General features: G+C 68.1%; 18 protein-coding genes. 13 read left to right on the forward strand and 5 right to left on the reverse strand.

All coding sequences use genetic code 11. The features are described 5' to 3' along the window. Window positions 1–44 precede the first annotated feature (44 nt). Entirely contained in the window at window positions 45–1,160 is a 1,116-nt protein-coding gene (gene ald, locus ZRA01_RS13250) for an alanine dehydrogenase (protein WP_141352961.1), read from the reverse strand. A 95-nt stretch (window positions 1,161–1,255) separates the two neighbouring features. Here ald and ZRA01_RS13255 point away from each other — a divergent pair, with 95 nt between their 5' ends. Further along, on the forward strand, window positions 1,256–2,083 hold the full coding sequence (locus ZRA01_RS13255; protein WP_141352963.1) for a helical backbone metal receptor: 828 nt from the start codon (window positions 1,256–1,258) through the stop codon (window positions 2,081–2,083). Window positions 2,084–2,129: 46 nt separating this feature from the next. Here ZRA01_RS13255 and ZRA01_RS13260 read toward each other — a convergent pair whose 3' ends face one another. From ZRA01_RS13260 to ZRA01_RS13275, 4 genes are all read right to left on the reverse strand, one after another. After that, window positions 2,130–2,948, reverse strand: coding sequence for a mechanosensitive ion channel family protein (locus tag ZRA01_RS13260; protein WP_141352965.1), 819 nt, complete (start codon window positions 2,946–2,948; stop codon window positions 2,130–2,132). 90 nt (window positions 2,949–3,038) lie between these two features. After that, window positions 3,039–3,512, reverse strand: coding sequence for a putative toxin-antitoxin system toxin component, PIN family (locus ZRA01_RS13265; RefSeq protein WP_246093671.1), 474 nt, complete (start codon window positions 3,510–3,512; stop codon window positions 3,039–3,041). A gap of 75 nt (window positions 3,513–3,587) precedes the next feature. Then, window positions 3,588–5,414, reverse strand: coding sequence for a PHA/PHB synthase family protein (locus ZRA01_RS13270; protein WP_141352967.1), 1,827 nt, complete (start codon window positions 5,412–5,414; stop codon window positions 3,588–3,590). Window positions 5,415–5,429: 15 nt separating this feature from the next. After that, on the reverse strand, window positions 5,430–6,452 hold the full coding sequence (locus ZRA01_RS13275) for an MBL fold metallo-hydrolase (protein ID WP_141352969.1): 1,023 nt from the start codon (window positions 6,450–6,452) through the stop codon (window positions 5,430–5,432). A gap of 114 nt (window positions 6,453–6,566) precedes the next feature. Here ZRA01_RS13275 and ZRA01_RS13280 point away from each other — a divergent pair, with 114 nt between their 5' ends. The 12 genes from ZRA01_RS13280 to ZRA01_RS13335 all read left to right on the forward strand — a co-directional run bounded on the left by ZRA01_RS13280 (window position 6,567) and on the right by ZRA01_RS13335 (window position 19,114). Then, window positions 6,567–7,010: a MerR family transcriptional regulator gene (locus ZRA01_RS13280; protein ID WP_141352971.1), complete on the forward strand. Its 444-nt coding sequence runs from the start codon at window positions 6,567–6,569 to the stop codon at window positions 7,008–7,010. Between the two features lie 184 nt (window positions 7,011–7,194). Beyond that, the gene (locus ZRA01_RS13285) at window positions 7,195–8,367 is read left to right on the forward strand and encodes an isovaleryl-CoA dehydrogenase (RefSeq protein WP_141352973.1); all 1,173 of its coding nucleotides are present in this window, start codon (window positions 7,195–7,197) and stop codon (window positions 8,365–8,367) included. A gap of 170 nt (window positions 8,368–8,537) precedes the next feature. Beyond that, complete coding sequence (gene can / locus ZRA01_RS13290) at window positions 8,538–9,680, forward strand: carbonate dehydratase (protein WP_141352975.1); 1,143 nt, start codon at window positions 8,538–8,540, stop codon at window positions 9,678–9,680. 9 nt (window positions 9,681–9,689) lie between these two features. Continuing rightward, a complete protein-coding gene (locus tag ZRA01_RS13295) occupies window positions 9,690–10,136 on the forward strand; it encodes a PaaI family thioesterase (protein WP_141352977.1) in 447 nt (148 codons plus the stop codon). A 10-nt stretch (window positions 10,137–10,146) separates the two neighbouring features. Then, window positions 10,147–10,770, forward strand: a complete 624-nt coding sequence (locus tag ZRA01_RS13300) for a 2-hydroxychromene-2-carboxylate isomerase (protein ID WP_141352979.1) — start codon at window positions 10,147–10,149, stop codon at window positions 10,768–10,770. 84 nt (window positions 10,771–10,854) lie between these two features. Next, on the forward strand, window positions 10,855–11,457 hold the full coding sequence (locus ZRA01_RS13305; RefSeq protein WP_141352981.1) for a 2-hydroxychromene-2-carboxylate isomerase: 603 nt from the start codon (window positions 10,855–10,857) through the stop codon (window positions 11,455–11,457). A gap of 13 nt (window positions 11,458–11,470) precedes the next feature. Beyond that, window positions 11,471–12,055, forward strand: coding sequence for an LOG family protein (locus tag ZRA01_RS13310; protein WP_141352983.1), 585 nt, complete (start codon window positions 11,471–11,473; stop codon window positions 12,053–12,055). Window positions 12,056–12,096: 41 nt separating this feature from the next. Then, complete coding sequence (locus tag ZRA01_RS13315) at window positions 12,097–13,704, forward strand: carboxyl transferase domain-containing protein (RefSeq protein ID WP_141352985.1); 1,608 nt, start codon at window positions 12,097–12,099, stop codon at window positions 13,702–13,704. A 131-nt stretch (window positions 13,705–13,835) separates the two neighbouring features. Continuing rightward, window positions 13,836–14,624 (forward strand): enoyl-CoA hydratase/isomerase family protein, encoded by a 789-nt coding sequence (locus ZRA01_RS13320; protein ID WP_141352987.1) that lies wholly within the window; start codon window positions 13,836–13,838, stop codon window positions 14,622–14,624. An 8-nt stretch (window positions 14,625–14,632) separates the two neighbouring features. Next, window positions 14,633–15,304, forward strand: coding sequence for a DUF4126 domain-containing protein (locus tag ZRA01_RS13325; protein WP_141352989.1), 672 nt, complete (start codon window positions 14,633–14,635; stop codon window positions 15,302–15,304). A 30-nt stretch (window positions 15,305–15,334) separates the two neighbouring features. Further along, window positions 15,335–17,338 carry an acetyl/propionyl/methylcrotonyl-CoA carboxylase subunit alpha gene (locus ZRA01_RS13330; protein WP_141352991.1) on the forward strand — a complete coding sequence of 668 codons (2,004 nt, stop codon included), beginning with the start codon at window positions 15,335–15,337 and terminating at the stop codon, window positions 17,336–17,338. Window positions 17,339–17,422: 84 nt separating this feature from the next. Next, entirely contained in the window at window positions 17,423–19,114 is a 1,692-nt protein-coding gene (locus tag ZRA01_RS13335; RefSeq protein ID WP_141352993.1) for an AMP-binding protein, read from the forward strand. Window positions 19,115–19,123 lie beyond the last annotated feature (9 nt).

Raw genomic sequence — 19,123 nt, forward strand, 5'->3', positions numbered from 1 at the left:
TCCAAGGAAACTTGGGGCGGCCCTGCGTTTCCTTGAGCGCCGCGTCAGGCGAGCTGGGTGATCGCAGGCAGGTATTTGTGCCCTAGGGATGCGGCCACCTGGGGGTGCGTCACCTGGCCGTTGCACACGTTGAGGCCGGCCCGCAGCCCGGCGTCGTCCTTCAGGGCGTCCTTCCAGCCCTTGTCGGCCAGCGTCAGGATGTAAGGCAGGGTCGCCGCGTTGAGGGCGTAGGTGGCGGTGCGGGCGACCGCGCCGGGCATGTTGGCCACGCAGTAATGCACCACCCCATCGACCACGAAGGTGGGGTCGGCGTGGGTGGTGGGGCGGGAGGTCTCGAAGCAGCCGCCCTGGTCGATGGCGACGTCCACGATCACCGCGCCGGGTTTCATCCGCGCCAGCATGTCGCGGGTGACCAGCTTGGGGGCGGTGGCGCCGGGGATCAGCACCGCCCCGATCACCAAGTCGGCCTGCATCAGCAGGCGCTCGATGTCGTCGCGGGTGGCGTAGAGGGTTTTCACCCGGCCGCCGTAGATCTCGTCGAGGTGCCGCAGCACCGCCAGGGATTTATCGATCACGGTCACGTCGGCCCCAATGCCGACCGCGGTGTGGGCCGCGTTGTTGCCCACCGTGCCGCCCCCCAGCACCAGCACCCGGCCGGGCTCGACGCCCGGCACGCCGCCGAGCAGCACGCCGCGCCCGCCGTGGGATTTCTCTAGGGCCGCGGCCCCGGCCTGGATGCTCATGCGGCCGGCCACCTCGGACATCGGCGCCAGCAGCGGCAGGCCGCCGCCAGGGGCAGTGACGGTCTCGTAGGCGATCGCGGTGATCTTGCGCTCCAGGAGCTCGCCGGCCAGGGCCGGGTTGGCGGCCAGGTGCAGGTAGGTGAGCAGCAGGTGGTGGGGCTTGAGGCGGGCGCACTCTTCGGGCAGCGGCTCCTTGACCTTGACGATCATCTCGGCGGTGTCGAAGACGGCCTCCGAGCTGTCGGTCATCTCGGCGCCGGCCTGCTGGTAGTCGGCGTCGCTGGCGCCTATCCCCGCCCCGGCGCCGGACTCGACGATCACCCCGTGCCCGTGGGCAACGACCTCGCGCACGGCGCCGGGGGTGAGCCCGACCCGGTATTCATGGTTCTTGGTTTCCTTCGGGACGCCTATCTTCATGATCTCCTCCGTGGTGGATCGGCTGGCCTTGCCTTGGCTGAGAGTCGCCCTGCCGCCGCATGTTCCCATTAGGGCCGAGCCCCTGCGATACTTGCATGATGACGATCAAACCTGAGCAAGAAACCTGGGCCGACGCCGCCGGGCAGGCCCACCCGGCCCACAACGGGCCGGCGCGCATCGTGTCGCTGGTGCCCTCGCTGACCGAGCTGGTGTGTGATCTGGGCCTGGTGGACCAGCTCGTCGGGCGCACCGGTTTCTGCATCCACCCGAAGGACGTCCTGCGTCGGGTGCCCAAGGTGGGCGGCACCAAGGATGTGAACCTCGACCGCCTGCGCGAGCTTGCGCCGAGCCACGTGATCGTGAACATCGACGAGAACCGCCGCGAGTGCGCCGAGGAGATCGCCCGCTTCGTGCCCCGCGTGATCGTCACCCACCCGTGCTCCCCGGAAGACAACCTGGATGTCTATCGCCTGCTGGGCGGGATCTTCGGGCGCCAGGCGGAGGCGGCCGCGCTGGCGTCGGATCTGCGCGCGGCCCTCGACGAGGCGCGCCAGGCCGGCGCCAGCCTGCCCCGCGAGAAGGTCTTGTACCTGATCTGGCGCGAGCCCTGGATGACGGTGGCGCGCAGCACCTACATCTCGGCGACCCTGGCCACCGTCGGCTGGGACACCTTGCCGCCGGGGGCGGAGCCGCGCTACCCGGCCTTCGAGTGGGACGCGCCGTGGCTGGCGGAGGTGGATCGCGTGCTGTTGTCGTCCGAGCCTTACCGCTTCCGCGAGCGGCACCTCGCCGAGGTGGAGGCCGCCGCGGGGCGGCCGGCCTGCCTGGTGGATGGCGAGATGGCGTCCTGGTACGGCAGCCGGGCGGCGGCCGGCTTGCGTTACCTTGCGGCGCTGCGCCGCAAGCTGGCCGGCCTGGAATGAACAACGCCCACCGCAGGGGTGGGCGTCGGCCTGCAGCGAAGCGGGCTCAGGAGGGCTGACGCAGCACCTGGTGCGGGGCCGGGATCGGCCAGTTGTTGGCGCCGCCCACTTCGGCCAGGGCCTTGTTGGTGTCGAAATAGACTTGCCAATAGTTGTCGTTGTGGCAATAGGGGCGCACGATCAGCTTGGTGCCGGCGGCGTTGAACTCGAGGATCTCGACGTCGGGTGCCGGGTCGGGCAGCACGTTGGGGATCTGCGCGATGCGCGTGCGGATCAGCGCCATGGCCTGCTGGGGATCGACGCTGTGGGCGAGCTGGGCGGTGAGGTCGACCCGGCGGGCGGAGTTGGCGCTGAAGTTGACGATGTTGTCGGCGAACAGCTTGTTGTTGCCGATGGTGGTGCGCACGTTGTCGGGTTGGTCGATGGTGGTGGCAAACAGGCCGATCTCGCGGACGGTGCCGGTGATGCCGCCGCCGCTGATGAAGTCACCCACCTTGAAGGGGCGCAGGATGATCAGGAAGGCGCCCGCCGCGAAGTTGGCGAGCAGGCCGCTCCAGGCGGCGCCGATGGCGATGCCGGCGGCGGCAAGCAGGGCGGCGAAGCTGGTCGTCTCGATGCCGAACACCGACAGGATGACGATCACCAGCACGATGCGCATGATGACCCGCAGGGTCGCCTCGACGTAGCGGATCAGGGTCGGCTCGACCTTCTGGCGGGTCATGCCGCGGTTCGACAGGTTGCCGACGAGGTTGATCACCCAGCCGCCGACGACCCACAGCAGGATCGCCCCGGCGAGCTGCCAGGCCAGCGGAATGAGATAGGTGGTGACCAGGCTGCCCAGATCGAAATTCAGTGCGGATGACATGACGGGTGCTCCTCTGAATGGGTTGGGCCCAGTCTAGCCAGAGTTGGAGTAAGCCTGTGGCATGAATCGCAAACTATTGTGTTTTTGGCGTCAGGTCTGCGGTGCCAGCAGCGATTGCAGGCGCTCGGGGCTGAGGATAGCGAAGCGCGCGGCGATTACCGGCCGGCGGCCCAGCTTGAGCACCAGCTTGTCCCGGGTGACGAGGGCGCGGGCGCCGCTGTCGCGGGCCAGCTCGAGAAACTTCTGGTCGTCCCGGTCGAGGCAGGCGGGCAGTTCGCAGGCCGGTGTCTCGCAGGTCGGGGCCAGGGTGCAGCGGGCCCGGTAGGCGGCGGCGATCTCGGCCTGGCGTTCGGGCGTCTGCTTGAACTGGCTGTAGGCCAGCACGCGGGCGAGTTCGCCGAGGCAGTCGTCGCGGGTGAACAGCGTGAAGGCACCCCCTTCGATGGCGGCCCGCAGGCGGGCGAGGGCAGGGTCTTCGAACATCCACAGGGACAGCACGGCGTTGGTGTCGAGGACGACGGGCAGCCCGGCGGGCAGCGGAGTAGGGAGGGCGTAGGTGGCCACGGTGGCGTCGGACGGACGGGTCGGGACAAAAAAGAAGGGGGCCGAAGCCCCCTTCCGGATTACTGCAGGTGTTGCTTACGCGGCTTCGGTGCTGCCGAGGCGAGCCTTGACGAAGGAGCCCGGGGCGTCTTCGAGAACCTTCAGGTTGCCCTTGACGGGGTCGCGGGCCGGCACCTTGGCGTCGTCCTGGGCCATCAGCCAGGCCTGCCAGTCGGTCCACCAGGAGCCCGGCTGCTGCTCGGAGGCGGCGAAGAACTCGTCGGCGGTGGCAGGCAGTTTGCTGCCCGAGTAGGTCCAGTAGCCGTACTTGTTGGCCGCCGGCGGGTTGACGATGCCGGCGATGTGGCCGGAGCCGCCCAGCACGAAGCGCACGTTGCCGCCGAAGTTGAGGGCACCGGCGTAGGTGCTCTTCCACGGGGCGATGTGGTCTTCGATGGCGGAGATGAAGTAGGTCGGGACCTTGATCTTGGAGAGGTCGATGGGCACACCTGCGACCTCGATGCCACCCGGCTCCTTGAGCAGGTTCTTGAGGTACATGTTGCGCAGGTAGAAGCTGTGCATCTTCGCCGGCATGCGGGTGGAATCGGAGTTCCAGAACAGCAGGTCGAAGGGGAACGGATCCTTGCCCATCAGGTAGTTGTTCACCACGAAGGACCAGATCAGGTCGTTGGCGCGCAGCATGCTGAAGGTGCCGGCCATCTCGGAGCCTTCGAGGTAGCCGCGCTCGAACATCTTCTTCTCGAGGCTGTTGATCTGGCCTTCGTCGATGAAGACGGAGAGTTCGCCCGGGTCGGCGAAGTCGGTCATGGTGGTGAAGAAGGTGCCGGAGGCGATCCGCTTGTCCTTCTTGGCGGCCATGTAGGCCAGCGTGGTGGCGAGCAGGGTGCCGCCCAGGCAGTAGCCGGCCGCGTTGATCTCCTTGGCGCCGGTCTGTTCGACGATGGCGTCGACGGCCGCCATGGTGCCCTCGAGCAGATAGGAGTCGAAGCTCTTTTCGGCGAGGCGCTCGTCGGGGTTGACCCAGGAGATCACGAACACGGTGTGGCCCTGATCGACACACCACTTGATGTAGGAGTTCTTCTCGCGCAGGTCGAGGATGTAGAACTTGTTGATCCACGGCGGCACGATCAGCAGCGGGCGCTTGAGGGCGTCCGGGGTGCTCGGCGTGTATTGCAGCAGCTGCATCATGTCGGTCTGGAAGACGACCTTGCCCGGCGTGGTGGCGACGTTCTTGCCCAGCTCGAAGGCGGTGGTGTCGGTCATCTTGACGCGCAGGTTGCCGTCACCTTCTTCGACGTCGCGCAGCAGGTTGTTGAGGCCCTTGATCAGGTTCTGGCCGTGGCTCTTGACCGTCTCGCGGAAGACTTCCGGGTTGGTCAGCGCGAAGTTGGACGGCGACAGCGCGTCAATGTACTGACGGGTGTAGAAGCTGACCTTCTTTTGCGACTGGTCGTCGAGGCCGTCCACCGACGACACGGTGTCGTGGATGTGGCGGGCGGTGATCAGGTAGGACTGCTTGATGAAGTCGAACAGGAAGTGTTCCTGCCACTCTTCGTCCTTGAAGCGCTTGTCGCTCTTGTCCGGGGCGGCGATCGGTGCGCTCGGGGTCATGCCCGAGAAGCGCATCATCGAATGCTGCCACAGGGAGAAGTAGTCCCAGACCAGGTTCATCTGGGCCTGGGCGAGGCGGTAGGGGTTGGCCAGCAGCTTGCCCATCATGTCCATGAAGGCCTGGGCGATGCCGAGCTCGTCGGCGGGGGCGCTGATGCCCTTCTTGACCTGCTTCTGGATGTGATCAGACAGCAGCTTGGAGGCCCGTTGTGCAACTTCGGCGTAGGTCTTGGCGACTTCTTTGGGATCCGGCAGTTCGGATTTTGCAGCTTCTCTTTCGGGCGCAGCCATTGTGGGCTCTCCTTGTTAATTGCTCTTGACGAAACGGACAATGCCATCGATCCCCTCGACCTTGCGCACCTCTCCCTTGTGTTCGAGATGGTTCAGGTGGGCGATCGCCTCTCCCATGGCGAACATGACCTGGTGCGTATCCAGCGGGCGCGGGAAGAGCGTGCTGAGCAGCTCTCCGGCGCTGCGTGGCTCGGCACAGGCCGCAAGCAGTTCCGCGCAGCGGGCATCGTGATGCTCGATCAGTTGCACCACGCGCAAGCCGATGTTACGGAACGGATTACCGTGGGATGGTAGCACGAGAGATGCTTCAGGCAAGCGCTCGAAACCGCGGATCGAGGCCAGGAAACGGCCCAGGGGATCGTCATCCGGTGCGGCGGCGAAAACGCTGACGTTGGTGGAGATCCGCGGCAGCAGCATGTCGCCGGAGATCAGCACGCCGGCCTCGGCGCAATACAGCGAGCTGTGCTCGGGGGAGTGGCCGTAGCCGGTGATCACCTCCCATTCGCGCCCGCCGATGACGAGCTTGTCGCCGCCGTAGAGGCGCCGGTAGCTGGCGGGCAGCGAGGGCACGCCGCGCCGGTAGGCGTTGCCGCGGCTGACGAAGGCCTGGCAGCGCGTCTCGTCGAGGCCGTTGCGGCGGAACTGGGCCACCATGTCGGTCTCGTTGTAGCCGGGCAGGGCGTTCCAGACGGTGTGGCCGGCCAGGAACTCGCCCAGGCTCATGCTCACCTGGGCGCCGGTGCGTTCGGCCAGCCACTGGGCCAGCCCCAGGTGGTCGGGGTGGTAGTGGGTGACGATGATCCGCGTCACCGGCCTGCCGAGGCGGCCGAGGATGGCGTCCCAGGCCTCGCGGGTGCTGTCGATGTCGTAGCCGGTGTCGACGATCGCCACGCCCTCGCCGTCGTCGAGCAGCCACAGGTTGATGTGGTTGAGGGCGAAGGGCAGGGTCATCCGGATCCAGTGCACGCCGGGGGCGACCTCGATGGTCTCGCCGGGGGCGGGCAGGGTGGGGAAGGGGTACTCGAGTTCGGGGGTCATCTGTTCTCCTGTTTATTGTTGTGCATCGGCGGCGCGTTGCCCGCGCCTGCGAAATCTGATTAACTGGCCCGCCTGTCGACCGCCGCCGGGCATCTGCCCGGTCTGATCCGATCCATGAGCCAGCAGCAAACCTACACCATCAGCGATCTCGCCCGCGAGTTCGGGATTACCCCGCGGGCGATCCGTTTCTACGAGGGTGAAGGCCTCCTGTCGCCGGAGCGCGCCGGCAGCAAGCGCATCTACTCCAAACGTGACCGCACCAGCCTGCGCCTGATCCTGCGCGGCAAGCGCCTCGGCCTGTCGCTGGCCGAGATCGGCGAGCTGATCGGCATGTACGACGGCGTCCGCAACTCGGTGCCGCAGCTGCGGCGCTTTGTTGATGTGCTCGACGAGCGGCGCCGCGCCCTCGAGCAGCAGCGCGAGGACATCGTCGCGGTGCTCGACGAGATCGGCATGCTCGAGCGCCAATGCCTTGCCTTGCTGGCCGAGAACCCCGCCGGTGCCGCCGAGGCCCGCGCCGAGCTCGTCGCCCGCGTGAGGCTCAACGAGAACCCTTGATTTTTTTGCTGGTTGGTTTACGTTTACGTAAACGTAACAAAACGGCGTCGGCAAGCCAAGCGGTGTGTTCGGCAAGCCGCTAACGGATAAAGAAAAAACGCGGTTGCCATGCGTTCTTTATCCGGGGGTAAAGTAGTCGGCGGAGCAGTCCCATAAAAACAGACGCACGAGAGGAGACCCACCCATGCACATTCCCAGCCTTGACTTCCACCTGGGCGAAACCATCGAGGCCCTGCGCGACACCGTGCAGGCCTTTGCTGCCAACGAGATCGCGCCGCGCGCCGCCGACGTCGACCGGGACAACCTGTTCCCGGCCGACCTCTGGAAGAAGCTCGGCGACCTCGGCCTGCACGGCATGACCGCCCCCGAGGAGTACGGCGGCACCAACATGGGCTACCTGGCCCATATCATCGCCCTCGAGGAGGTCTCCCGCGCCTCGGCGTCGGTAGGCCTCTCCTACGGCGCCCACTCCAACCTGTGCATCAACCAGATCCGCCGCAACGGCAGCGAGGCCCAGAAGCAGAAATACCTGCCCAAGCTGATCTCCGGCGAGCACATCGGCGCGCTGGCGATGAGCGAGCCCAACGCCGGCTCCGACGTGGTCAGCATGAAGCTGCGCGCCGATAAAAAGGGCGACCGCTACGTGCTTAACGGCGCCAAGATGTGGATCACCAACGGCGGCGACGCCGACACCCTGGTGGTGTACGCCAAGACCGACCCGGACGTCGGCGCGAAGGGCATGACCGCCTTCATCGTCGAGAAGGGCTTCAAGGGCTTCAGCCACGGCAGCCACCTCGACAAGCTGGGGATGCGCGGCTCCAACACCTACCCGCTGTTCTTCGACGACTGCGAAGTCCCCGAAGAGAACGTGCTGGGCGGCGTCGGCAACGGCACCAAGGTGCTGATGAGCGGCCTCGACTACGAGCGCGCGGTGCTGTGCGGCGGCCCGCTGGGCATCATGGCGGCGTGCATGGACATCGTGGTGCCCTACCTCCACGAGCGCAAGCAGTTCGGCCAGAGCATCGGCGAGTTCCAGCTGATGCAGGGCAAGCTTGCCGACATGTACAGCACCTGGATGGCGACCCGCGCCTATGTGTATGCGGTCGGCCAGGCCTGCGACCGCACCGACCACGCCCGCACGCTGCGCAAGGACGCCGCCGGCGCGATCCTGTATTCCGCCGAAAAAGCCACCTGGATGGCCGGCGAGGCGATCCAGACCCTCGGCGGCGTCGGCTACACCAACGACTACGCCACCGGCCGCCTGTGGCGCGACGCCAAGCTCTACGAGATCGGCGCCGGCACCAGCGAGATCCGCCGCATGCTGATCGGCCGCGAGCTCTTCGGCGAGACGGCCTGAGCCAGGCCCCGGGCCGCGCCGCTGCCGGCAGGTCCGCGATGGCATAAGTCGGCGCGCCGCCGGCTTCTGCCGCCGCGTGCCCGCCGGTCGGGCGGCGGGTGCTGTGCGTGAAACGGACTCCCGAGAGGGGTATCGTGTCAGGCTGTTTCGTTTCGATGGATGGGTGACCGATGCCTGTAAAGCTTCGCATTCTTGGGGCCGACGATCACGTCGAGCTCGAACAAGTCCGGCAGTTCTTCCGCAATTACGCGGCCTGGCTGGGCGTGGATCTGGACTACCAGAATTTCGGCGACGAGATGGCCTCGCTGCCCGGTGCCTACGCGGCGCCGGCGGGGCGGCTGTTCTTTGCCGAGTTCGAGGGCCGGCCGGCGGGCTGCGTCGGCATCCGCCCGTCCTCCGACGGCGTCTGCGAGATGAAGCGGCTGTATGTCGAGCCGGAAATGCGCGGCAACGGCATCGGGCGCCAGCTGGCTTTGGCCGCCATCAAGGCCGCCAAGGCCCTCGGCTACCGCAAGGTGATGATGGACACCCTGCCGGCCATGCGCATCGCCGTCAAGCTGTACCGCGAGCTCGGCTTCAAGGAGGCGCCGGCCTATTACCCGACCCCCGTCGAGGGCACGCTGTTCCTCGCCCTCGACCTCGAGAACTGGTCCGAGTCCGAGGTCAAGAACGAGAACCTCTTTCACCTCTTCGACTACAACCTGGCCTGGGCGCGGCGGATGCGCCAGGTCGACCCGACCTTCTTCGAGAAGCTGTCGCACCTGCAGACGCCCGAGTACCTGTGGATCGGCTGCTCCGACTCCCGCGTGCCGGCCAACGAGATCATCGGCCTTCTGCCGGGCGAGGTCTTCGTGCATCGCAACGTCGCCAACGTGGTGGTGCACACCGACCTCAACTGCCTGTCGGTGATCCAGTACGCGGTGGATGTGCTCAAGGTGAAGCACATCATGGTGGTCGGCCACTACGGCTGCGGCGGCGTCAATGCGGCCATGCGGCGCGATCGGGTCGGGCTGGTGGATCTCTGGCTGCGCCACGTCCAGGACGTGCACGTGAAGCACGTCGGCCGGGTCGACCTGCTGCCGCCCGACATGCGCCACGACCGCCTGTGCGAGCTCAACACCATCGAGCAGGTCGTCAACGTGTGCCAGACCATCGTCGTCCAGGATGCCTGGAAGCGCGGCCAGCGGCTCACCGTGCACGGCTGGGTGTACGGCCTCAAGGACGGCCTGATCCGCGACCTGGGCATCAACGTGAGCCGGCGCGAAGACATGATGCCGCGCTATTTCGAAGCCCTCGACGCCCTCGAGAGCTGAGGAGGCCCGATGCCCGCCCTGACGATCCGCGATGGCACCACGCTCGAGAGCCTCAACGCCCGCGGCGTCGGCCACTTGCCGGGCTGGTTCGGCGTCGAGGCGGTCGGCCTCGCCCCCGGGCGGCTGTCGGCGCGCATGTTGATTCGCCCGGAGATGCTGGCGCCCGACGGCAGCCTGCACGCCGCGGCGATCATCGCCCTGGCCGACACCGCCGCCGCTTACGCCACCCGGGCCCACCTGCCCGATGGGGCGGCGAGCTTCGCCACCATCGAGCTCAAGACCAATTTTTTCGGCACCCAGGCCGAGGGCGTGCTGCTGTGCGAAGCCACCGCCTTGCATGGCGGCCGCCACACCCAGGTGTGGGACGCCGAAGTGAGCAGCGGCGGCAGCGGCAGCCGCCTCGCCCTGTTCCGCTGCACCCAGCTGATCCAGTGGCCGAAGGGCCTCCAGAACTGAGGAAACACCGATGACCGATGCCCCGAAGAAACCCGCCGCACCCGTCGATTTCTACTTCGACTTCTCGTCGCCCTACGGCTATTTCGCCGCCGAGAAGATCGACGCCCTGGCCGCCCGCCATGGGCGCACGGTGCATTGGCACCCCTTCCTGCTGGGGGCCACCTTCAAGGTGACCGGGCTCGGCCCTCTGCCCGGAATTCCGCTGAAGGGCGCCTATTCGATGCACGACATCGAGCGCTCGGCGCGCTTCTTCGGGCTGCCCTACCGGCAGCCGAGCACCTTCCCGATCCCCACCCAGCACGCCGCGCGGGCCTTCCTGTGGCTCAACGACCGCAGCCCCGAAAAGGCGCGGGCCTTCGGGCTGGCGGCCTACCGGGCGTACTTTGTGGACGACGTGAATATCTCCGATCTGGGCGCGGTGCTCGATATCGCCGCCGGTGTAGGCATCGACCGGGACGTGCTGTCGGCGGTGCTCGCCGGCACCGAGATCAAGGCGCGTCTCGCCGCCGAGGTGGACCTGGGGCTGGCCCGCGGGGTGTTCGGGTCGCCCTTCATCATTGTCGACGGCGAAGCCTTCTGGGGCGCCGACCGGCTGCCGCAGGTCGAGCGCTGGCTGGCCGAGGGCGGGTTTTGAGCGCTCCTGCGTTTCCTTGAGAGCCCGGTCGGGCGTGGATAATAGTCACCTCGCCTGTCGAGCCCTCTTCAACCCGGAGACACCATGTCCGCACCGATCGACTTCTACTTCGACTTTTCCTCGCCCTACGGCTATCTCGCCTCCGAGCAGATCGAGGCCCTGGCGGCCCGCCACGGCCGTGCCGTGATGTGGCACGCCATCGTGCTCGACGCCCAGTTCCAGCCCCAGGGCGGCGTCAAGATCCCGCTGGCGCTGCTGCGCACCGAGTACGCCCGGCGTGACTGCGAACGCTCCGCCGCCTTCCTCGGCATCCCCTATAAAACGCCCACGCCCTACCCGGTGCACACCGAGCACGCCGCCCGTGTCTTCCAGTGGCTCAGCGACCGCAACCCGGACGAGGCCCGTGCCTTCGCCCACGGGGTGTTCCGCGCCTATTTCGTCGAGGGCCGCAATATTGCCGAGGTGGCCGTGCTGCTCGAGATCGCCGCCACCCTCGGGCTCGACCGCGAGGAGGTCTCGAACGCCTTCTCCGATCTCGCCACCAAGGCCCGCCTGAAGGCCGAGATCGACCTGGCCGAGGCCCGCGGCGTGTTCGGCTCGCCCTTCTTCATCGTCGAGGGCGAGGGCTTCTGGGGCCCCGACCGGCTGGCCCAGCTCGAGCGCTGGCTTGAAACCGGCCCGTTCTGACCCGGAGACAGCCATGAAACGCATCTGCGTGTTCTGCGGCTCGCGCCCCGGCGTGCGCCCGGCCTATCGGGCGGCGGCCGAGGCCGTCGGCGCGCTGCTGGCCGAGCGGGGCATCGAGCTGGTGTATGGCGGCGGCAACGTCGGCCTGATGGGCATCGTCGCCGACGCCTGCCTGGCTGCCGGTGGCCGGGTGGTGGGGGTGATCCCCCGTGCGCTGCTCGAATGGGAGGTCGGCCACGAGGGCCTGACCCGCCTCGAGGTGGTCGATTCGATGCACACCCGCAAGGCCCGCATGGCCGAGCTGGCCGACGGTTTCATGGCCCTGCCGGGCGGGCTGGGTACCTTCGAGGAGCTCTTCGAAATCCTCACCTGGGCCCAGCTCGGCTTCCACAGCAAGCCGGTCGGCCTGCTCAATGTGGACGCCTATTACCAGCCGCTGGTCCAGATGATGGAGCGCGGCGTCGCCGAAGGCTTCATGAAGGCCGAGAACCGCGGCCTGTTGCTGGTGGAAGACAACGCGCAGGCGTTGCTGCGGACGATGGGGGCTTACCACCCGCCGGCTGTCGGCAAGCGCATCCGCGACGAGAAGCAGCTTTAGTACAAGCACACCAATAAAAAAGTCGGAGCGAGAGGAGACCCATGAGCATCATCAAATCCAGCATCAACCCCCGGTCGGCCGAGTTTCAGGCCAACGCCGCCGCACTGGGCAAAACCGTGGCCGACCTGCGCGAGCAGGCCGCCCGGGTGTCCCTCGGCGGTGGCGAGGCGGCGCGGGCCAAGCACACCGCCCGCGGCAAGCTGCTGCCCCGCGACCGGGTCGACCACCTGCTCGACCCCGGCACCGCCTTCCTCGAGGTCGGCCAGCTCGCCGCGCTGGGCATGTACGACAACGAGGCGCCGTCGGCGGGCGTCATCACCGGCATCGGCCGGGTGAGCGGCGTGGAGTGCATGATCGTCGCCAACGATGCCACCGTGAAGGGCGGCACCTACTACCCGATGACGGTCAAGAAGCACCTGCGCGCCCAGGAGATCGCCCAGCAGAACAAGCTGCCGTGCATCTATCTGGTGGATTCCGGCGGGGCGTTTCTGCCGAAGCAGGACGAGGTCTTCCCCGACCGCGACCACTTCGGGCGGATCTTCTTCAACCAGGCCAACATGTCGGCCGAGGGCATCCCGCAGATCGCGGTGGTGATGGGCTCATGCACTGCCGGCGGCGCCTATGTGCCGGCGATGAGCGACGAGACGATCATCGTGCGTAACCAGGGCACCATCTTCCTGGGTGGCCCGCCGCTCGTGAAGGCCGCCACCGGCGAGGTGGTGAGCGCCGAAGACCTGGGCGGCGGCGATGTGCACACCCGCGTCTCGGGCGTTGCCGACCACCTGGCCGAGAACGACACCCACGCGCTGCACATTGCCCGGCGCATCGTCGGCAACCTCAACCGCGTCAAGCCGGTCGGCCTCGATCTGGCTTCGGCCGAAGAGCCGCTCTACGACCCGGCCGAGCTCTACGGCGTGATCCCCACCGACACCCGCAAGCCCTACGACGTGCGCGAGGTGATCGCCCGCGTCGTCGACGGCTCGCGCTTCGACGAGTTCAAGGCCCGCTACGGCACCACGCTGGTCACCGGTTTTGCGCGGCTCTATGGCATGCCGGTGGGCATCGTCGCCAACAACGGCATTTTGTTTGGCGAGTCGGCCCAGAAGGGCGCCCACTTCATCGAGCTGTGCGCCCAGCGCGGCATCCCGCTGGTCTTCCTGCAGAACATCACCGGCTTCATGGTCGGCCGCAAATACGAGAACGGCGGCATCGCCAAGGACGGCGCCAAGATGGTCACCGCCGTCGCCACCGCCCAGGTGCCCAAGCTCACGGTGCTGATCGGCGGCAGCTTCGGCGCCGGCAACTACGGCATGTGCGGGCGGGCGTATTCGCCGCGCTTCCTGTGGATGTGGCCCAACAGCCGCATCTCGGTGATGGGGGGCGAGCAGGCCGCCAGCGTGCTCGCCACCGTGCGCCGTGACGGCATCGAGACCAAGGGCGGCAGCTGGAGCCCGGAAGATGAGGAAGCCTTCAAGGCCCCGATCCGTCAGCAGTACGAAGACCAGGGCCACCCCTACTACGCCACCGCCCGGCTGTGGGACGACGGCGTGGTCGACCCGGCCCAGACCCGCCGCGTGCTGGGCCTGTCCCTGTCGGCCAGCCTCAACGCGCCGATCCTGCCGACCAAGTTCGGCCTGTTCCGAATGTGATAGGCGGTGAGGAGTAAGGAGGGAGGCGTGAGGAGGCCTTGTTTTGGTCGTTTGCGCTGCCGATCGCGAGCGCACCCACTCCGTCCGCCCGATCTCCTCACCCCTTACTCCTCACTCCTGACGGAGAAAACATGTACGAAACCCTTGAAATACTCCGCGACGGCGGCGTAACCACGATCTGGATGAACCGCCCGGACGTGCACAACGCCTTCAACGAGCAGCTCATCGCCGAACTCACCGCCGCCTGCCAGGCCCTCGACGCCGACGACGCGGTGCGTGTGGTGGTGCTCGCCGGGCGGGGCAAGAGCTTCTCGGCCGGCGCCGACCTCAACTGGATGCGCCGCGCCGCTGATGCCTCGGTGGAGGCCAACCTCGCCGACGCCCGCAAGCTTGCCGGCATGCTGCGCAGCCTGGCCGAGATGAACAAGCCCACCATCGCCCGCGTGCATGGCGCGGCGCTGGGCGGCGGCATGGGGCTGGCGTCTGCCTGCGACATCTGCGTCGCCGGCGAGGGCGCGGTGTTCGCCACCTCCGAGGTGCGCTTCGGGATCATCCCGTCGGCGATCAGCCCCTACGTCATCCGCGCCATCGGCGCCCGCCAGGCCGGCCGCTACTTCCAGACCGCCGAGCGGATCTCCGCAGCGCGGGCCCGCGAACTCGGCCTGGCCCACGAGGTGGTCGCCACCGACGCCCTCGACGCCAAGGTGGCCGAGATCGTCACCGCCCTGCTGCAGGGCGGGCCGCGCTCGCAAGGGGCCGCCAAGGCGCTGATCCGCGCGGTGGCCGACCAGCCGGTAAGCGACGCCCTGGTCGAGGACACCGCCTGCCGCATCGCCACGCTGCGCGCCACGCCGGAGGCCCGGGAAGGCCTCGGCGCCTTCCTCGACAAGCGCCCGGCGAGCTGGGTGGCCGGGGGCTGAGGGCGGGCATGGACATCGCGCTGCAGGAGCTCGCCGCCGTCGCCGAGGGCGTCAAGCCGCTCCTCGACTGGCGCGGCGTGCCGGTCGACCTCGCCTCGCTGGCGGCCCTCGCGGCCGGGCTGGGCTGGGCCAGCGGGCTGCGCCTGTACGCCCTGGTCTTCGTGCTCGGGGCGCTGGCCCGTTTTGCCGGCGTGCAGCTGCCCGGCGGCCTCGGCGTGCTGGCCCATCCGCTGGTGCTGGGGATCTCCGGGCTGCTGCTGCTCGTCGAGTTCTTCGCCGACAAGCTGCCCTGGCTCGATTCGGCCTGGGACGCGGTGCACACCTTCATCCGCATCCCGGCCGGCGCGGCGCTGGCCGCCGCGGTGATGGGCGACCAGGGCGGCGCGTTGCAGGTGGCGATGGGCCTCGTCGGCGGCACGCTGGCGGCCGGCACCCATCTGGCCAAGGCCGGCGCCCGGGCGGCGATCAACACCTCGCCCGAGCCGGTCAGCAACGTCGCCACCTCGCTGGGTGAGGATGTGCTCTTCGCCGGCGGCATGTGGGCGCTGGTCCATCAGCCGCTGCTGTTCCTGGCCGGGCTGGCGGTGTTCTTCATCCTGGCGCTGCTGCTGATCGTGGCGCTGTGGAAATTCATCAAACGGGTGTTCCGCCGGCCGCCACGGCCGCTGGCAGGCACCTGACAAAAAAACAATGCAACCGGAGGAGACCCGATGTTCAACAAGATCCTGATCGCCAACCGCGGCGAGATCGCGTGCCGCGTCATCAAGACCGCCCGCCGCCTCGGCATCAAGACCGTGGCCGTGTATTCCGATGCCGACGCCGGCGCGCGCCACGTGCGCCTGGCCGACGAGGCGGTGCATATCGGCCCGGCGGCGGCCCGCGAGAGCTACCTCGTCATCGAGCGCATCATCGCCGCCGCGCAGCAGACCGGCGCCCAGGCGATCCACCCGGGCTACGGTTTTCTCTCGGAGAACGAGGATTTCTGCGAAGCCTGCGAGGCGGCGGGCATCGTCTTCATCGGCCCGCCGGTGTCGGCGATCCGCGCGATGGGCTCCAAGTCCGAGGCCAAGAAGCTGATGGAAAAAGCCCAGGTGCCGCTCACCCCCGGCTACCACGGCGACCACCAGGAGCCCGGCTTCCTCAACGTGCAGGCCGACGCCATCGGCTACCCGGTGCTCATCAAGGCCGCGGCGGGCGGCGGCGGCAAGGGCATGCGGCTGGTCGAAAAAAGCGCCGACTTCCTCGACGCGCTGGCCTCGTGCAAGCGCGAGGCGGCGGCCAGCTTCGGTTCCGACCACGTGCTGGTCGAGAAATACCTCACCCGCCCGCGCCACATCGAGATCCAGGTGTTTGGCGACACCCACGGCAACTACGTGTATCTGTTCGAGCGCGACTGCTCGGTGCAGCGCCGCCACCAGAAGGTGCTCGAAGAAGCGCCGGCCCCCGGCATGACCCCCGAGCGCCGCGCCGCGATGGGCCAGGCCGCCGTCGACGCCGCCCGTGCGGTGGGCTACGTGGGCGCCGGCACCGTCGAGTTCATCGCCAACCAGGACGGTACCTTCTACTTCATGGAGATGAACACCCGCCTGCAGGTGGAGCACCCGGTCACCGAGATGATCACCGGGCTCGACCTGGTCGAGTGGCAGCTCCGCGTGGCCTCCGGCGAGCCGCTGCCGATGGCCCAGGAGCAGCTCGCCATCAACGGCCACGCCCTCGAGGCGCGGATCTACGCCGAAGACCCGGCCAAGGGCTTCCTGCCCTCCACCGGCCGCCTGCTGCACCTGGCACCGCCCGACGAGAACAGGCACGTGCGCGTCGACACCGGCGTGGAGGAGGGTGACGAGATCAGCCCCTTCTACGACCCGATGATCGCCAAGCTCATCGTCTGGGACGTCAACCGCGACCGGGCCCTGGCGCGCATGCTGCAGGCGCTGGCCGACTACCGGGTGGTCGGCGTGGCCAACAACGTCGAGTTCCTGTCACGGCTCACCGCCTGCCCGGCCTTCGCCAACGCCGACCTCGACACCGGCCTCATCGAGCGCGAAAAGGACTACCTCTTCCCCGAGCAGGCTGGCGCCAGCCGCGAGGCCTGGCTGGCGGTGGCCCTGGCCGAGCTCCTGCGCGAGCGCGAACGGGCCGCCCAGCAGGCCGCCCGCCACCCCGAGCCCGCCTCGCCGTGGCACCAGCGCGACGGCTGGCGCCTCAACACCGACGCCCGCCGCAGCCTGATCTTCCGCCTCGGCGACGAGCAGAAGCTGCTATCGGTGGAGAGCCGCGGCAACGCCTTCGCGATCGGGCTCGACGGCGTCACCAGCCTCGTCAGCGGCAGCCTCAACCCCCGCGGCCTGTTGCGCGCCGAGTTCGACGGCCTGCGCACCACTGCCACGGTGGTGGTCGCCGGCGAGCGCCGGCACGTTTTCGGCCACGGCCGGGCCTGGCAGTTTGCCGCGGTCGACCCGCTGCACCACGCGGGCGAGGGCGGCGGCGCCGAGGGCGGGCTGCTCGCCCCGATGCCCGGCAAGGTGATCGCGCTGATCGCCGAGGCCGGCGCCACGGTTGAGAAGGGCGCGCCGCTCTTGATCCTCGAGGCCATGAAGATGGAGCACACCATCACCGCGCCGGCCGCCGGCACCGTCAAGGGCTTCCACTTCGCGGTGGGCGACCAGGTGGGCGACGGCATGGAGCTGGTCGATTTCGAGCCCACGCCGGCCTGAGCGCCCGCGGTTTTCCCCGGCTCCCGCAACCCGCACAGACGGGCGGGAGCCCCATCCAAGACAATGCCGGAGGAGACACGGTAGATGAGCAACACCCTGAGTTACGTCCATGGGGCATCGGGCCAGGCCCTGATCGGCCAGACCATCGGCCGCTATTTCGACGAAGCCTGCGCCCGCCACGCGGGGCAGGAGGCGCTGGTGGTGCGCCACCAGAACGTCCGCTTGAGCTACGCCGAGCTGCGCCTGAAGGTGGATGCGCTGGCCTGCGGCCTGCGCCGGCTGGGCCTCGCGCCCGGCGAGCGGGTCGGCCTGTGGTCGCAGAACAACCACGAATGGGCGCTGGCCCAGTTCGCCACCGCCAAGGCCGGGCTGGTGCTGGTCAACATCAACCCGGCCTATCGCCGGAGCGAACTCGAATACGCCCTCAATAAGGTCGGCTGCCGGGCGCTGATCCTGTCGCCGGCCTTCAAGAGCAGCGACTACCTGGCGATGCTGGCTGACCTGGCCCCCGAGCTGGCCCACTGCGAACCCGGCCTGCTGCGCGCCCATCGCCTGCCGAGCCTGGAGATCGTGGTCCGCCTGGGCGCCGAGCGCAGCCCCGGCATGCTCAACTTCGGCGACCTGCTCGCCCCGCCCGGCCGCGACGAGCTCGCCGAGCTGGCCGAACTGGGCGAGCGCCTGCAGTTCGACGACCCGATCAACATCCAGTTCACCTCCGGCACCACCGGCAACCCCAAGGGCGCCACGCTGTCGCACCACAACATCCTCAACAACGGCTTCTTCGTCGGCGAGGCGATCCGCCTGCGGGCGGGCGACCGGGTGTGCATCCCGGTGCCGCTCTACCACTGCTTCGGCATGGTGATGGGCAACCTGGGCTGCCTCACCCACGGCGCCACCATGGTCTATCCGTCCGAAGCCTTCGAGCCGCTGGCGGTGCTGCAGGCGGTGGCCGAGGAGCGCTGCACCGCCAGTTACGGCGTGCCGACCATGTTCATCGCCCAGCTCGACCACCCGGATTTCGCCCGCTTCGACCTGTCCAGCCTGCGCACCGGCATCATGGCCGGCAGCCCGTGCCCGATCGAGGTGATGAAGCGCGTCATCGACAAGATGAACATGGCCGAAGTGACCATCGCCTACGGCATGACCGAGACCTCGCCGGTGAGCTTCCAGAGCGGCGCCGACGATTCCATCGAGCGCCGCGTGTCCACGGTGGGCCGCGTCCAGCCCCACTGCGAGGTGAAGATCGTCGACAACGAGGGCCGCATCGTGCCCCGCGGCACCCCGGGCGAGCTGTGCACCCGCGGCTATTCGGTGATGCTCGGCTACTGGGGCGACGAGGCCCGCACGGCTGAGGCCATCGACAAGGCCGGCTGGATGCACACCGGCGACATCGCGGTGATCGACGACGAGGGCTTCTGCAACATCGTCGGGCGCATCAAGGACATGGTGATCCGCGGTGGCGAGAACATCTACCCGCGCGAGATCGAGGAGTTCATCTACACCCACCCCAAGGTGCTCGACGTGCAGGTGGTGGGCGTGCCCGACCCGAAATACGGCGAAGAGCTGTGCGCCTGGATCATCGTGCGCGACGGCCAGCGCCTCACCGAAGACGAGGTGCGCGCCTTCTGCCAGGGCCAGATCGCCCACTACAAGATCCCCCGCTACATCAGCTTTGTGGAAAGCTTCCCGATGACTGTCACCGGCAAGATCCAGAAATTCCAGATCCGCGAAAAAATGAAGCAGACCCTCGGCCTGCTCGATTCGGCCACGGCCTGAAGGGAGACG

The sequence above is a fragment of the Zoogloea ramigera genome (assembly GCF_006539865.1).
GTDB classification, from domain to species: Bacteria; Pseudomonadota; Gammaproteobacteria; order Burkholderiales; family Rhodocyclaceae; genus Zoogloea; species Zoogloea ramigera.

Bases quoted from the DNA above. Each gene is read 5' to 3' on its own strand.
- ald (WP_141352961.1), bottom strand. From the start codon at position 1,160: ATGAAGATAGGCGTCCCGAAGGAAACCAAGAACCATGAATACCGGGTC.
- ZRA01_RS13255 (WP_141352963.1), top strand. From the start codon at position 1,256: ATGATGACGATCAAACCTGAGCAAGAAACCTGGGCCGACGCCGCCGGG.
- ZRA01_RS13260 (WP_141352965.1), bottom strand. From the start codon at position 2,948: ATGTCATCCGCACTGAATTTCGATCTGGGCAGCCTGGTCACCACCTAT.
- ZRA01_RS13270 (WP_141352967.1), bottom strand. From the start codon at position 5,414: ATGGCTGCGCCCGAAAGAGAAGCTGCAAAATCCGAACTGCCGGATCCC.
- ZRA01_RS13275 (WP_141352969.1), bottom strand. From the start codon at position 6,452: ATGACCCCCGAACTCGAGTACCCCTTCCCCACCCTGCCCGCCCCCGGC.
- ZRA01_RS13280 (WP_141352971.1), top strand. From the start codon at position 6,567: ATGAGCCAGCAGCAAACCTACACCATCAGCGATCTCGCCCGCGAGTTC.
- ZRA01_RS13285 (WP_141352973.1), top strand. From the start codon at position 7,195: ATGCACATTCCCAGCCTTGACTTCCACCTGGGCGAAACCATCGAGGCC.
- can (WP_141352975.1), top strand. From the start codon at position 8,538: ATGCCTGTAAAGCTTCGCATTCTTGGGGCCGACGATCACGTCGAGCTC.
- ZRA01_RS13295 (WP_141352977.1), top strand. From the start codon at position 9,690: ATGCCCGCCCTGACGATCCGCGATGGCACCACGCTCGAGAGCCTCAAC.
- ZRA01_RS13300 (WP_141352979.1), top strand. From the start codon at position 10,147: ATGACCGATGCCCCGAAGAAACCCGCCGCACCCGTCGATTTCTACTTC.
- ZRA01_RS13305 (WP_141352981.1), top strand. From the start codon at position 10,855: ATGTCCGCACCGATCGACTTCTACTTCGACTTTTCCTCGCCCTACGGC.
- ZRA01_RS13310 (WP_141352983.1), top strand. From the start codon at position 11,471: ATGAAACGCATCTGCGTGTTCTGCGGCTCGCGCCCCGGCGTGCGCCCG.
- ZRA01_RS13315 (WP_141352985.1), top strand. From the start codon at position 12,097: ATGAGCATCATCAAATCCAGCATCAACCCCCGGTCGGCCGAGTTTCAG.
- ZRA01_RS13320 (WP_141352987.1), top strand. From the start codon at position 13,836: ATGTACGAAACCCTTGAAATACTCCGCGACGGCGGCGTAACCACGATC.
- ZRA01_RS13325 (WP_141352989.1), top strand. From the start codon at position 14,633: ATGGACATCGCGCTGCAGGAGCTCGCCGCCGTCGCCGAGGGCGTCAAG.
- ZRA01_RS13330 (WP_141352991.1), top strand. From the start codon at position 15,335: ATGTTCAACAAGATCCTGATCGCCAACCGCGGCGAGATCGCGTGCCGC.
- ZRA01_RS13335 (WP_141352993.1), top strand. From the start codon at position 17,423: ATGAGCAACACCCTGAGTTACGTCCATGGGGCATCGGGCCAGGCCCTG.